Here is a 12,496-nt window from a genome sequence, read left to right on the forward strand (position 1 = left end):
CCTGATCTCGCGCAATATGGTATTGCATTCTTCACGGTGGCAGGTTTGATTTTCTTGGTAGCCCAGTGGTTCAAGCAAAAGAGTGACCAGGAGTTAGCCGAGGTGGTCCAAAACAATACCAAAGCCTTAGAGCAGTTAACTACCTTGATCCAGGTGGCGTTAGCCCGGCAGGAGGCTAAGATAGACGAGTTGCTTGAGCGGGCGAGGCGGTGATAGTCATGAAACCTTCCTTTTGGAGCCGCCCCTTCGAGCTTTCTTTCAAGGACGTGCTGGCGATAGCCTTTTCCAGCACGTTTCTTTATTTCTGCTGGCACGCTATGAGTAGTAAAGATGCCCTGGCGGTAGTGCAGACACTTATCCCGTTGATGGGGATAATCCTGGGCGGGTATTTTGTCCAGGAGAGCGCAACTATATGGTTCCAGCGCAGCCAGCGGGAGGTGAGTGGCAGTGAAAATAATCGAAACCAATCTGAGATTTAACCAACCCCTTGGGTACCGGTCCAGAACCGACTTTATAGTCCTGCACCACGCTGACGCCACCAACTGCACGGTGTGGGACGTGCACCAGTGGCACCTAAATAATGGCTGGGCTGGCATCGGGTACCACTATTTCATCACCAAGGCCGGCGAAATCTACCGCGGCCGGCCGCGGGACACAATAGGTTCCCATTGTTACGGCTACAACAGCCGCAGCGTAGGCATCTGCTGTGAGGGCAACTTTGAGGAGGAATACATGCCTGCCGCCCAGTGGCGGGCCGTCCTCGAACTCGTGCGGGAACTTAAGCGCATCTACCCCGACGCCTGCGTCGTCGGCCACTGCGAGTTAAACTCCACGTCCTGTCCGGGACGGTATTTCCCACTGGAGGACATTAAGGCCGGCCGCGGGCCGGTGGAAGTAGTTAAGGAGGTAATATGGGGCATGTTCAAAGATGTTCCGAACGATCACTGGGCAAAGAACAGCATCGAGCGGCTGGCCCAGTTGGGACTTCTGAAAGGGGACGAGTATGGCAATTTCCGTCCCGACGAGCCCGTGACCCGCGCGCAACTTGCCGCTGTGCTGGAGAGGTTGCTGAAGTTCCTCGGGAAGCTGGAGTGATGGCACAATGACTAACCACGAGCACTTGGAAGCTATACTGGAGTTTCTTCGCAGGGCAGAGGAGGCGGGATTTGACACCTCTGCCCTGCGCGTTTTTGCGCTTTCCCTCTATGGCGTACCTACTTCCTAAGACAAGAAAGGGGTGCCTATTTGTGCGGCCATTACTGCAAAGACTCACGTCGAGAAAATTTATTTTGGCTCTTGTTGCGGCTTTGATAGCGTTTATTCAGGGCCTCTACCCTGACTTTCCGGGAGAGGCGGCAAAAACGGTGGTACTCGCCTTACTTGGTTATGTTGCTGCCGAAGCCGCTGTGGATGCCGCGGCTCAGTTAGCAAAATGGGCAACAAGCAAGCGGGGCGAAAACGATGTCAATACCAATGGAGGAGAGTAGTTGTCCCTGCAGCCTGTGCGGGTGCGGTTGTGGGGCCCACGTAGAGTGTCCAGTACGGAAGGAACTGGCGCGGGCAGTTGAAGAGGCCCGCAAACTGCGTTTGGAGAACGAGCGGCTTAAGAAAGTTCTCGAAAACATCGCATTCAGTGCCAGTGCTGCGGTGATACCTCATGGCCCGTCCGACGTTCGATGAGATCTACATGGAAGTGACGGACGTGATTGCCCGCCGGTCCACCTGCCTGCGCAAGAAGGTGGGCGCGGTTATCGTGGTGGACCGGCGCATTCTCTCCCACGGCTACAACGGCGTTGTAAGCGGCGCACCCCACTGCTGCGACACCGGGCAGTGCCTCAAGGATCTGGCCGGCCGGGAGGACTACAAGCCCTGCGTGCACGCCGAGCAAAACGCCGTCACTGGGCACATTGGCAAGAAAGAAAATTGGTGCCCAATTGGTGCCCAAACGGGCTAAAACAAGCACAGTTTGACAATAAAGCTCTAATAAAAAACCTAGTCAAATCAAGGCTTTCCGGGTTCGCTTGTGGCAGGGCTAAGTGTTGTCTTAAGACTTAAAATCCCGGGGGCCGCGAGGCCCGTACCGGTTCGATTCCGGTCTCCGGCACCAAAGAAAGCATTTTATTTTAATTTTTTTAGAGGGCACTTGAAAAAGTGCCCTCTAAAATTTTAGGTGCCCGCTTGCTGCCCGGCAGGCCCCGCGATTTTTCCGCAAGGAAGCGTTCTGCTTGTGCTCTTGTGAGCCCTGTTATAAAAAAGAAAGGGCTAAAAAATTTCCCCACCTCGGGTTATATTTGGGTTATAATAGGGAGAACGTATGTTTGCGGGCGAACGCATTTCCCGCGTCATAATTATACTTCCAGGAGGTGAATCCGGCTCCCGGGAGGGGAGCCGGGGCTGGCCATGCTCATCGTGCTAGATCCGGGGCACGGGGGACGGGACCCGGGGGCGGTGGCCTATGCGTTAAAGGAAAAGGACATCACGCTGGTCCTGGCGCAGCGGGCCGCTTTCCTCTTGTCCGCCTACGAGGCGGAGGTCTTGCTTACCCGCTACGGGGATGATGACGTTGACCTTTCCGCGCGGGCCGACCTGGCCAATCAAAAGCAGGCCGATTTCTTTTGCTCCCTGCACGTCAATGCCGGCGGCGGTACGGGCTTTGAAAGCTACATTCACCCGGCAGCCGCCCCGCGCACGAAGGCCCTGGCGCAGGTCGTACATGCCGAACTCGCCCGCTTTTATTTGCAGAGGGGGCTTCCAGACCGGGGCCTGAAACGGGCAAACTTTGCCGTCCTCCGCGAAACCAACATGCCGGCCGTCCTTTTGGAAAACCTTTTTATAGATCACCCCCGGGATGCCGCTTTCCTGGCCGACGGCACTTTTTTGCAGGATCTCGCCGCTTCCCTCGCTTTCGCCCTCGTGAAGGCCCTGGGCCTAAAGGAGCGCAGCACCTGGGACCCTGCCGGCGAGATAAGGCGCCTGAAGGGGCGGGGGCTCATCACGGTGGACCACGACCCGCAGGCGCCCGTCACCTGGGGCGAATTGGCCACGGTCTTGAACCGGGTTTTGGACCGCTTTGGGGAAAGGGGCTAGAAAGGGGGCCCCCTTGGCCCGGTGTTTAAAAATGTGCTAAACTTATGGTGGCACGGCAAAAAATAAACCAGGTAAAGAGGCGAGGGGAAATGGACAAGGCGGCAAGGAATTGCGGGCCAAATGGCTGCGGGCAGGGGGAATCCCGGAGGCCGGAGGTTCTGCCCCCCAATAAGGCCAGCGAAATCAAGCATGTGCTGGGGGTCATGAGCGGGAAGGGCGGTGTGGGCAAATCTTCGGTCAGCGCGCTGCTGGCCGTGGCCCTGCGCCGGCGGGGCTACGAGGTGGGCATCATGGACGCCGACATTACCGGGCCGAGCATCCCCAAGATTTTCGGCCTGGTGGACCGTCCGGAGCAGTTTGAGCGCTTTGTGCTGCCGGTCAGGAGCCTCTCGGGAATAAAGGTCATGTCCGTGAACCTCCTCCTCACGAGGGAGGACGAGCCGGTGATTTGGAGGGGTCCCATCCTGGCCGGGGCGGTAAGGCAATTCTGGACGGATGTGGCCTGGGGTCAGCTCGATTACCTGATCGTGGACATGCCCCCGGGTACCGGAGACGTGCCCCTTACGGTGATGCAGCAACTGCCCCTGGAGGGCATGGTCATCGTTTCCTCTCCCCAGGACCTGGCCATGATGGTGGTGAAGAAGGCCATCAACATGGCCCGGCTGGCCGAAGTGCCCATCCTGGGGCTGGTGGAAAACATGAGCTACCTGGTCTGCCCCCACTGCCACCGGGACGTCTACCCGTTTGGCAAAAGCCATGTGGTCGAGGCGGCAAGCGACAACGGCCTGCGCGTCCTGGCCGTACTGCCGGTGGACGAGAAGCTGGTGGAGCTGAGCGATGCGGGGCGCATCGAGGAATATGAAGGGGTGGCCCTCGAAAAGCTGACCCCGGTGGTGGAGGCCGTGGAGAAGATGAGCGGGGGCAGCCCGTCTTGAGGGAAAGGGTGATTAAAAAATGCCTGGCTGGAAGCGTTCGCTGCTTTTTATCGCGCTGGCGGCGTTTGTTGCCGGCGTCATGTTTGCGGGAGGTTACTTGCTGGTTAACGATCTAAAATCCCACCGCATCGCGCCGCTCAACAATGTGGCCAGCGCCATGCCCGGCGTCAGCCCCGAGACCGTGGCCGATATTGTGGATAAGGCCGGCCCGGCGGTGGTGAAAATCGACACGGTGGTGGTGAGGGGAGGTTCGGGTCTGGACCCCTTCTTCGACGACCCGTTTTTCCGCCAGTTCTTCGGGCGTCCCTTCGGATTCGTGCAGCCCCACGAAGAGCACGGCCTCGGCTCCGGGTTCATCTTCTCCCCCGAGGGCTACATCATCACCAACGAGCACGTGATCAGCGGGGCGCAAAAAATTATGGTCACCATACAGGGCTTTGAAAAGCCCTTGGCGGCAAAAGTGGTGGGGGCCGACTACGACCTGGACCTGGCGGTAATCAAGGTCGACGCAGGCAGGCCGCTGCCCACCCTTCCCATGGGCGATTCCGACCAGACCAGGGTGGGGGAGTGGGTGGTTGCCATTGGCAACCCCTTCGGGCTTGACCACACCGTAACCGTGGGAGTGATCAGCGCCAAGGGCCGGCCGGTAACGGTGGAGAACCGCCACTACAAGAATCTCCTGCAGACGGATGCCTCCATCAACCCCGGCAACTCCGGGGGACCGCTCTTAAACCTCAAGGGAGAGGTCATCGGCATCAACACGGCGGTGGCGCAGGCCCACGGCATCGGCTTTGCCATCCCGGCCAACACGGTGAAGGAAGTCCTGGACCAGTTGCTCAAGGGCAACAGCAGGAGCCGCCCGTGGCTGGGCATCCAGATGCAGTCGGTTACTCCGGAGGTGGCCGCCTACCTGGGCCTCCCCTCCGCAGAGGGCGTGCTGGTGGTGAACGTTATTCCGGGCAGCCCGGCGGATGAGGCGGGACTTGCCCGGGGTGATGTGATCCTGCAGGTCGACAACCAGAAGGTCAGGAACTCCGAAGACCTCCTCAGCATTATCCAGCAGGGCAAGGTGGGCCAGAGGGTGAACCTGCAGGTTTTCCGCGGCGGCAGGGTGAGGGGCATAGCCGTTACCCTGGGCGAAAAGCCGCCGCAGTGGCGCTAAACAATGAAAAGGGAACCGGTAACCCGGTTCCCTATTTTGATGCTCCCGCACCCGCATCACATGCCCAGCCCTTCTTTCAGGCCCTGCCGGAGCAGCTTTCCGGAGGTGGTCTTGGGGAGATCGCTGACGAGCTGTATTTTGCCGGGAACCTTGTAAGGGGCCAGCCTCTGGGCGCAGAAAGCCTGCAGCTCTCCGGGTTCGGCCTGCTGGTTTTCCCTGAGCATGACCAGGGCCATCACTTCTTCGCCCATGACGGGGTCCGGGACCCCCACCACCACGGTATCCAGGACCTGGGGGTGCTGGTAGAGGACGTCTTCTACCTCCCGCGGGTCAATGCTGTGGCCGCCCTTGATGATGATGTTTTTCTTGCGGTCGAGGATGTAGACGTACCCTTCTCTGTCCATGTAGCCCAGGTCTTCCGTGTGCAGCCAGCCGTTTCTCAGCACCCAGCGGGTCTGCTCCGGTTGGCCGAGATACCCCTTCATGACCCCGGGACCGCGCACCACAATCTCGCCCACCTGGCCGGGGGGCAGAGGACGCCCCTCGTAGTCGACGATCCTTACCTCCGTGCCGGGCAGGGGGAGGCCTACGGAGCCGGGTTTCTTGGCGCCCCGCCAGGGATTGCTGCACACTACGGAGGTGGCCTCGGTGAGGCAGTACCCTTCGGTGATCTCCAGCCCGAACCGCTGCGCAAAGGACTGGGCCAGGGAAGGGGAGAGCTGCCCGCCGGTACAGTAGGCCACCCGCAGAGAGCTGGGGCGGGCCTGCCCGCCTGCCTGCTCCTTCAGAAGGAGGGCGTAGTAGGTGGGCGGGCCGAAGAAGAAGGTTATTTTTTCTTCTTCCAGGAGCCTTAACAGCTGTCCGGAACCGGGCCACCTGTCCTGGATGACCACCGCGGCGCCGCTAAACATGGGGGCCAGGAGGACGCAACACTGCACCGAAGAGCGGTGGGCGGGCGCCAGCAGGAGGACGCGGTCCTGCGGGGTGAGCTGGCAGAAGGCGGCAAAGGCTACCGCGCAGCTGTACAGGTTCTGTGATGTGAGCATGACACCCTTGGGTATACCCGTGTTGCCCGGCGTATAAATTATTTCCGCGACCCCCTCCCTCTGCCGGGAGGCTTCCCGGGAGCCGGCGGGAGGGCCCTTGAGCAGGTCTCCGAAGAGGTGGACTCCCGCCGGGGTTGCGCCGCTCTTGCCCGTGACCACAATGCCCCCGGCAAAGGGCCACTTCCCGGCCACCTCCAGGTAAGCGGCCATGTTGGCGGCGCTGCAGATGGCCAGAGCAGGGGAAGTTTCCCTCACCAGGGGGCCGATCTCGTAAACCGTGTAGAGGGGATCGACGGGCACGAGGACGGCTCCCACCTGCAGGAGGGCGTAAAAGGCCACGATGAACTCTGGGCTGTTTTCCAGGGCCACGATTACCCGGTCGCCCGGCTTGACGCCCAGCTTTAAAATGCCGGCGGCAAAGCGGTTAATTAGATCCTGCAGGTCCCCGTAGGTTATTTCCCCGCTGTTGCTGACAACCGCAGGCTTCTGGGCGTAAAGGCGGCATGTTTCGGCGAGCCTGGATATAATCGGCATGTATTGATAATACCTCCTTGGCGGATTAACCGGTTGACGCTAGCCCTCTTTAATTTTCTCCTTCAGGCCGTTAACTCCTTCCGAGGTTAAGTAGCGTCGAATTAATTCCCGGGTGCCCATGGCCACCATCCTGGGGACGATCTTACGGTGGTGCAGGCGCACGCGCGGCAGGCCCTGGGGGTGGTAGGCGGCCAGCAACCACCCCTGGTACAGGCGTGCGGGGATTTTGAGCCAGGAGGGCAGCTCGCAGAGGGTAAAGCCCAGCCTCTCCGCCCCGCGGTGCAGCACGGTTATCCCCATTACCGCCTTCACGCCCTCCTGGTGGGTGGCTGCCCAACGGGCCAGCTCGCCCAGGGAGCGCTTGAGTTCCTTGAGCACCCTCAAGGCGGCAAAGCCTGCCTGGGCGGGGCCGTCCCGTGCAGCCACCAGCTCCTTTAAGACGCCGTTGTGGAAGTGGATTTCTCCGATGGCGTCCCCGGGCCGGATGCAGGTGCCGTCGTTTAGCATCAGGGCCCTGCCGCGGTAGCGGCGCAGCCTGACGCTCAGCAGGGTGGGGTGGCCGTCACGGTAGTGCAGGTGCTGGAACTTCAAGAGGCGGGTGATGAGGTGATCCAGCCTTTGCCCCAGCCGCTGCCACCAGCTTTCCCGGGGCGGGTTGAGTTCGGCCAGCGTGGTCACCTTAAAGCCCCTCTTCTCCAGCTCGCTAAGGATGACGGGCAGCGCGCGGAGCATTTTGGCCGATGCGCCCCGCGCCGCTCCCGGCGTATCGTCGCTGTCGTGAAAGACCAGTATAGAGCCGTCGTGCACTCGGGAGAGGACCTTGCGGGCAATGGATTCCGGGGTACAGCGGCGGGACCAGTCCCAGCTTAAAAAGGACCAGAGGACTACCTGCTGCCCGAAGAGAAGGCTGTGCAGGAGCGAGAACAGGTTGAAGAGGCCCCAGGGCGGCCGGTAAAGGCGCGGGGGGCTGCCGGTTATCTCTTCGATGACCCTGCTGGCCTCCCTTACTTCCCTGATGATGCCCCGGGGGCCCAGAAGCCACGGTATGTGGTGGCGGAAGCCGTGGCTGGCCACTTCATGCCCTTCCCTTTTCATCCTCAGTACCAGCTCGGGGTAAGCGCGGGCTTTTTCCCCCAGTACGAAGAAGCACGCCCGCACATTGTGCTGCTTTAAAATGTCCAGGACCACGGGGGTATAGCGCGGGTCGGGGCCGTCGTCGAAGGTAATGGCCACCCTTCCCCCTGCCCGCGTGCCCCTCCAGATTACTCCCAGGTGGCAGAACCTGGCGAGGGCGGTGGGCAAGAGGGCGTATAAGCCGATGGAGTAGGTGAGCCCTTTAAGGACCTTCTCCCACATATTTACCCTCCCGGTTACCTGTGCTGGTGAGGAGCTTTTCCAGCGGGTAAAAAAGATAAAAAAGGGCTATGGGCAGGAGGATAAGGGCGGTGACGGTAAAAGGGGCAGCCAGGCCGGCCTGGCGGGCAATAAAGCTGCCCGTTGCCGGGCCCAGAGCCGCCCCCAGGCCCTCTATGGTGGTAAAGACGCTCCACCCCGTGGCCTGATACCGGGGCGGGATCACCCTGGCCAGGAGGGTGTTCCAGGCAGGGAGGATAACCCCGTACGCCGTCCCGAGGAAAACAGCGGTCATAAAGGCGCCGGCAGGACCGCGCACGACCGTGAGGGCGGCAAGGCACAGGGCGCCCATGGCGAACCCGGCGCCCAGGAATTGCCTGAGCCTTGCCTCCCAGCGTCCGATTAAAAAGCCGGCGGGCAAAAAGCAGGTTATTGCCGTGCACCCCCCGGCCAAAAGAAATATGCCGTACTGGCCTGGGCTCAACCCCAGCCTGGCCTGGGCAAAGAGCGGCAGCACGGGAACCAGGAGGCCGGCGCAGAAAGTCTGCAGGAACATGCTGGGAACCAGGATGTACCGCGCCGCCCGGTTGGAGAGGATCTGCACCAGGGGCTCGGTAAAATATTCCTTCCTGCCCGTCTCCTTTCCCCCGGCCCTTACCCCGATGAAGGGTGAGAGGGCAAGGGCGGCGGCCCACAGGAAGATGAGCAGGGAAAAGGTAAGATCAACTCCTTTGGGTAAAATGAAATTTACCCCCACCAGGCCTGCCCCGGCGCCGCCCAGCCAGGCCGCGAAAACCAGTCCCACGCGGTGGACCCTGCCGGGCATGTCCACAGGGGCTACCTCGCTCATGGCCGCCGGCCAGACGGGGGAGAACCCGAGCCCCAGTACGGCGGAAGCGGCAACCAGCACACCCGGATGCGGCCAGAGCCTCATCGTGCACAGGGAGAGAAAGCTTACCCCCAGGCCCCCCAGGAGGACCGGCTTTCCCAGGCGGTCAAAGTGCCACCCGGCAAGAACCTTGAAGGCCGTTTCGGTGAGGTAATGGGCGGAGACGGCCAGGCCGGCGGCGGTGACGGGAAGCCCGAGGTGTTTTACGGTATATACGGGCAAGAACGAGAGAAAGAAGGCCCCTCTCACCAGCTCGGTGCAGAAGAGAACGGAAAGCGTGTACCACTCTTGCCGCGACAGGTTGGCGAAGGGGACCAAAAAGGATTTCCTCCTAAAAAGCGCATTTTTCCTCTAAATTATATCGCAGCGGCGGTGCGGCGGGGAAGGGGAACGCGGGGTTTAAGGGCAAGAGCGGGCGGGAAAACCCCGCCCGCTCTTGCCCTTACAATTTTCTGATTACGGCCAGCAAATAGATTTCCTGGCCCTGGCGTCCTTCGTTAAGCTTCTTTTCCGCTTCCTGGAGCTGGCTTAGCTGCGGTGCCGTCAGCCGGGCAAGTTCGATTTCTTTAAGCTCCACCTTCCCTTACTCCCCCTAGCGATTAGTTTTCTACTATTTTGTGTCATCTTTCTCGTTGTATACGGAGCCGGGGTTAATTTATAATAGTGCTGTGATGCGGCATGTCCAACCGGGAAAAGATAATCCTGTGCGCGTTCTTTTTCTCTCTTTTTTTATTTTTGTCTTGCGGCGTCGCCCTTGCCGGGGAGGTTAAGGAGCCGGAAGCGGGGGCAAAGGCAGCCGTCCTCATGGATGCCGGTAACGGGCAGCTCCTCTACCAGAAGAACGCCCACGCTCCCCTCTATCCGGCCAGCACCACCAAGATCCTTACCGCCGTTCTGGCCATTGAGTCCTGCCGGCTGGATGAGGTGGTTACCGTTCCCCGGGAAGCAGTGGGGGTGGAGGGCACGGCCATAGGCCTGCAGGAAGGCGAAAGGCTGACCCTGGAGGATCTCCTCTACGCCCTCTTGCTCTCTTCGGCCAACGATGCCGCCGTGGCCATAGCCCACCACGTGGCGGGGTCCACGGAGGCCTTTGCCCGCCTCATGAACGAAAAGGCGCGGCAAATTGGGGCTGCGGAGAGCCACTTCACCAACCCGCACGGCCTGCCCGACCCTGCCCACTACGTTTCGGCCTACGATATGGCCGTCATTGCCCGCTACGCCATGCAGAACTCCGTCTTCCGGAAGATCGTTAGCACGCAGGTCAAGCAAATCAGCAGGCCGCTGGCCGACAGGTCAAAGGGACCACCTCAGGAGCACCTTTGGAATCACAACCGCCTGCTTACCCTTTACGACGGGTGCATCGGGGTTAAGACGGGCTACACCACACAGGCGGGCCAGTGCCTGGTCGGTGCGGCCCGGCGGGGGGACAGGGAACTGCTCGTCGTGCTCCTCGGAAGCCAGGGGTGGGACCCCCTTTACCGTGACGCCAGGAAGCTTTTCGATTACGGGTTTGCCTCGTACAGGCCGGTATGGCTGGTGGCCAAGGGCGAAAAAGTTTCCGCCATCGAGTTGCCCCGCGGCGACCGCCCCCTGGAGGCCGTGGCCGCCGGCGGGCTCTACTTGAACTTCGGCACGGGGCAGGACCCCGCGGTGGTAAAGGAAGTGCAATACCTGAAAGGCCTGAGGGTCCCGGTAAAGGAAGGGCAGAAGGTGGGCGAAGTGGTTTTTAAAGACGCCGCCGGCCAAGAACTGGGGAGGGTGGACCTGGTGGCCGGCAACGGCGTGGAGTCCAGGTTCAGGTACCGGCCCTTACCCCTGCTGGCCGGGGCGCTTCTGGCCGTAGCCTGTTTCTGGCGGCTGAGAAGGGCGGCCTCCTACCGGCGCAGGCGCTACGCGCGTGCGCGCGGCCTGCGGCACCTGCGGTAGGCTTCCTTGACTTTTGCATCAGCGTTCACTATACTAACTCCAAGGGCAGAGCAAGCCGGGGTGGGCCTGATGCGGGAGATAATTAACCAGGTGGAGGAAAAACTCCGCGCCGGGGACTCCAAACTAACGCCGCGTCGCGAGCACATTTTGAGGGTGCTGCTGGAAAATAAGGACAAGCACCTGAGTGCGGAGGAAATATACCACCTGGTCAAGCAGAGGGCTCCCGATGTGGGGCTGGCCACCGTTTACCGCACGCTGGAGCTTTTCTGTGATTTTGATATCATTCACAGCATTGATTTCGGCGACGGTCGCAAGCGCTACGAATTTGGCGGCGCGCAGGAAAAAGGGCACCACCACCATCACCTCATCTGTACCCGCTGCGGTAAAATCACCGAGGTCAACGAGGACCTCCTGGAGGAGCTGGAGCTGCGCGTCACCAAACTTTACGACTTTACCATTGTCGACCACGAGCTGAAATTCTTCGGGTACTGCCGCGACTGCACCGCCAAGATGAAAGGAGAAGAAGGCGGCCTGGCAGTGCCGTGAACAGCTTACAGGGAAAAAGCGGGCCGCGGGAGCAAACACTCCCGCGGCCCGCTTTCTTTCCGGGGGACGGGCTGCCCGGCGGGCGGGGCTCGGGTTTACTTTACAGCCGGGCAGCCCGTCCCTGCCCGCATCCCGGGTTAGCCTTCAAGCGGGTAGCCGCTAGTTGTTGCCGCGCCACCCCTTGTGCGGCCCCATGTTCTGCATGTTCTGCATTTTCTCGATAAGCTGGTCGGCCTTTTCCTGCGAGATCTTGCCTTCCTTTACCGCCTGCTGGATGGCCTGGATCTTAGCTTCAAGGAGCTTCTGGCGCAGCTGTTCCATGGTCAGGCCCTTTTCCTGGGCAAGGTCGGAGATCTTCTTCCCCTGTTGCAGCTGGGCCTTGAGTTCGTCGGTGCTCATGCCCAGCGCCTGGGCCAGCACGTCCAGGTTTTTGCCCGCAAAGCCTTTCTTGAATCCGGGTTCACGGTCGGGCCTGGGGCCGTGGGACGGGCCCAGGGGGAAGAGCTGGCCGTTTTCAATCCTCTGCTTGATTTTCTCCGCCTGCTCGGAAGTCAGCCTGCCCTGTTGCACGGCTTCGTCCACCATTTGCAGTTCGGTCTGCTTGAGGGCTTCCTGGAGCTTGCCCTGGTCCACGCCCAGGTTGGCCGCCAGCTTTTCCAGGAACGCCTGGAAGAACCACCCTTTAGCCGGTGCGCTGTCCTGGGCCAGGGCTACGCCTGCAAAGAGCGCGGCTGCAAGGACAAGGGATACCGCGGCTACGATTATTTTCTTTGGCATTGAACCCCCTCCTTGGTCGCTTTTTAAAAAATCCTGCGCGTTGTGCCTGCCTGCAAGTCGGCCCGGCACACCCCCTTTCCGGCTGTGAGGTGACTGGACGCGGTTGCCCGCCCAGCTCAAATTTTACATGCCCTTTGTTACAGGTATGCGGGAAATTTGTTAAGAAATTGTTGCAACCGCGGTGGCGCGGGGACTTTCACCGCCTGGAAACGATGCGAGTAATATGGTGCTTGACGGCATA

Annotated in this window: 15 protein-coding genes; 10 read left to right on the forward strand and 5 right to left on the reverse strand. The window is 60.7% G+C overall.

Annotated elements, in window-relative coordinates; genetic code table 11:
• The first annotated feature begins 45 nt into the window (after window positions 1–45).
• From G454_RS0102395 to G454_RS0102430, 8 genes are all read left to right on the forward strand, one after another.
• The gene (locus G454_RS0102395) at window positions 46–213 is read left to right on the forward strand and encodes a hypothetical protein (RefSeq protein WP_245574285.1); all 168 of its coding nucleotides are present in this window, start codon (window positions 46–48) and stop codon (window positions 211–213) included.
• On the forward strand, window positions 210–479 hold the full coding sequence (locus tag G454_RS0102400) for a hypothetical protein (protein ID WP_027717312.1): 270 nt from the start codon (window positions 210–212) through the stop codon (window positions 477–479). Before G454_RS0102395 ends, G454_RS0102400 begins: the two co-directional genes overlap by 4 nt.
• Window positions 448–1,095: an N-acetylmuramoyl-L-alanine amidase gene (locus G454_RS17355; protein ID WP_084413195.1), complete on the forward strand. Its 648-nt coding sequence runs from the start codon at window positions 448–450 to the stop codon at window positions 1,093–1,095. Before G454_RS0102400 ends, G454_RS17355 begins: the two co-directional genes overlap by 32 nt.
• A 152-nt stretch (window positions 1,096–1,247) precedes the next feature.
• Window positions 1,248–1,487, forward strand: coding sequence for a hypothetical protein (locus G454_RS0102410; RefSeq protein ID WP_027717313.1), 240 nt, complete (start codon window positions 1,248–1,250; stop codon window positions 1,485–1,487).
• Window positions 1,488–1,657: 170 nt separating this feature from the next.
• Complete coding sequence (locus G454_RS17360) at window positions 1,658–1,954, forward strand: deoxycytidylate deaminase (RefSeq protein WP_084413196.1); 297 nt, start codon at window positions 1,658–1,660, stop codon at window positions 1,952–1,954.
• A gap of 446 nt (window positions 1,955–2,400) precedes the next feature.
• Entirely contained in the window at window positions 2,401–3,087 is a 687-nt protein-coding gene (locus G454_RS0102420) for an N-acetylmuramoyl-L-alanine amidase (RefSeq protein WP_035106602.1), read from the forward strand.
• 89 nt (window positions 3,088–3,176) lie between these two features.
• Window positions 3,177–4,022, forward strand: coding sequence for an Mrp/NBP35 family ATP-binding protein (locus tag G454_RS0102425; protein WP_027717315.1), 846 nt, complete (start codon window positions 3,177–3,179; stop codon window positions 4,020–4,022).
• 19 nt (window positions 4,023–4,041) lie between these two features.
• The gene (locus tag G454_RS0102430) at window positions 4,042–5,184 is read left to right on the forward strand and encodes a S1C family serine protease (RefSeq protein ID WP_027717316.1); all 1,143 of its coding nucleotides are present in this window, start codon (window positions 4,042–4,044) and stop codon (window positions 5,182–5,184) included.
• Window positions 5,185–5,240: 56 nt separating this feature from the next.
• Here the strand turns inward: G454_RS0102430 and G454_RS0102435 are convergent, their stop codons facing one another.
• From G454_RS0102435 to G454_RS22545, 4 genes are all read right to left on the reverse strand, one after another.
• Window positions 5,241–6,764 (reverse strand): class I adenylate-forming enzyme family protein, encoded by a 1,524-nt coding sequence (locus G454_RS0102435; protein ID WP_027717317.1) that lies wholly within the window; start codon window positions 6,762–6,764, stop codon window positions 5,241–5,243.
• A 39-nt stretch (window positions 6,765–6,803) separates the two neighbouring features.
• Entirely contained in the window at window positions 6,804–8,120 is a 1,317-nt protein-coding gene (locus G454_RS17365) for a polysaccharide deacetylase family protein (RefSeq protein WP_051275782.1), read from the reverse strand.
• A complete protein-coding gene (locus G454_RS0102445) occupies window positions 8,101–9,324 on the reverse strand; it encodes an MFS transporter (protein ID WP_027717318.1) in 1,224 nt (407 codons plus the stop codon). Before G454_RS0102445 ends, G454_RS17365 begins: the two co-directional genes overlap by 20 nt.
• A gap of 124 nt (window positions 9,325–9,448) precedes the next feature.
• Window positions 9,449–9,583 carry a hypothetical protein gene (locus G454_RS22545; RefSeq protein ID WP_281168430.1) on the reverse strand — a complete coding sequence of 45 codons (135 nt, stop codon included), beginning with the start codon at window positions 9,581–9,583 and terminating at the stop codon, window positions 9,449–9,451.
• Between the two features lie 158 nt (window positions 9,584–9,741).
• On the opposite strand from G454_RS22545, the gene G454_RS0102455 reads away from it, so the two are divergent.
• Together G454_RS0102455 and G454_RS0102460 are read left to right on the forward strand one after the other, a co-directional pair.
• A complete protein-coding gene (locus G454_RS0102455; RefSeq protein WP_169719297.1) occupies window positions 9,742–10,932 on the forward strand; it encodes a D-alanyl-D-alanine carboxypeptidase family protein in 1,191 nt (396 codons plus the stop codon).
• Between the two features lie 69 nt (window positions 10,933–11,001).
• The gene (locus G454_RS0102460) at window positions 11,002–11,478 is read left to right on the forward strand and encodes a Fur family transcriptional regulator (RefSeq protein WP_027717320.1); all 477 of its coding nucleotides are present in this window, start codon (window positions 11,002–11,004) and stop codon (window positions 11,476–11,478) included.
• A gap of 159 nt (window positions 11,479–11,637) precedes the next feature.
• Here G454_RS0102460 and G454_RS17370 read toward each other — a convergent pair whose 3' ends face one another.
• Entirely contained in the window at window positions 11,638–12,255 is a 618-nt protein-coding gene (locus tag G454_RS17370) for a hypothetical protein (RefSeq protein WP_051275783.1), read from the reverse strand.
• Window positions 12,256–12,496 lie beyond the last annotated feature (241 nt).

The sequence above is a fragment of the Desulfovirgula thermocuniculi DSM 16036 genome, from assembly GCF_000429345.1.
Lineage (GTDB): Bacteria > Bacillota > Desulfotomaculia > Desulfotomaculales > Desulfovirgulaceae > Desulfovirgula > Desulfovirgula thermocuniculi.

What these genes read in the sequence shown, in the direction of transcription:
- G454_RS17360 (WP_084413196.1), top strand. Translation starts at nt 1,658, where the DNA reads ATGGCCCGTCCGACGTTCGATGAGATCTACATGGAAGTGACGGACGTG.
- G454_RS0102420 (WP_035106602.1), top strand. Translation starts at nt 2,401, where the DNA reads ATGCTCATCGTGCTAGATCCGGGGCACGGGGGACGGGACCCGGGGGCG.
- G454_RS0102425 (WP_027717315.1), top strand. Translation starts at nt 3,177, where the DNA reads ATGGACAAGGCGGCAAGGAATTGCGGGCCAAATGGCTGCGGGCAGGGG.
- G454_RS0102430 (WP_027717316.1), top strand. Translation starts at nt 4,042, where the DNA reads ATGCCTGGCTGGAAGCGTTCGCTGCTTTTTATCGCGCTGGCGGCGTTT.
- G454_RS0102435 (WP_027717317.1), bottom strand. Translation starts at nt 6,764, where the DNA reads ATGCCGATTATATCCAGGCTCGCCGAAACATGCCGCCTTTACGCCCAG.
- G454_RS17365 (WP_051275782.1), bottom strand. Translation starts at nt 8,120, where the DNA reads ATGTGGGAGAAGGTCCTTAAAGGGCTCACCTACTCCATCGGCTTATAC.
- G454_RS0102460 (WP_027717320.1), top strand. Translation starts at nt 11,002, where the DNA reads ATGCGGGAGATAATTAACCAGGTGGAGGAAAAACTCCGCGCCGGGGAC.
- G454_RS17370 (WP_051275783.1), bottom strand. Translation starts at nt 12,255, where the DNA reads ATGCCAAAGAAAATAATCGTAGCCGCGGTATCCCTTGTCCTTGCAGCC.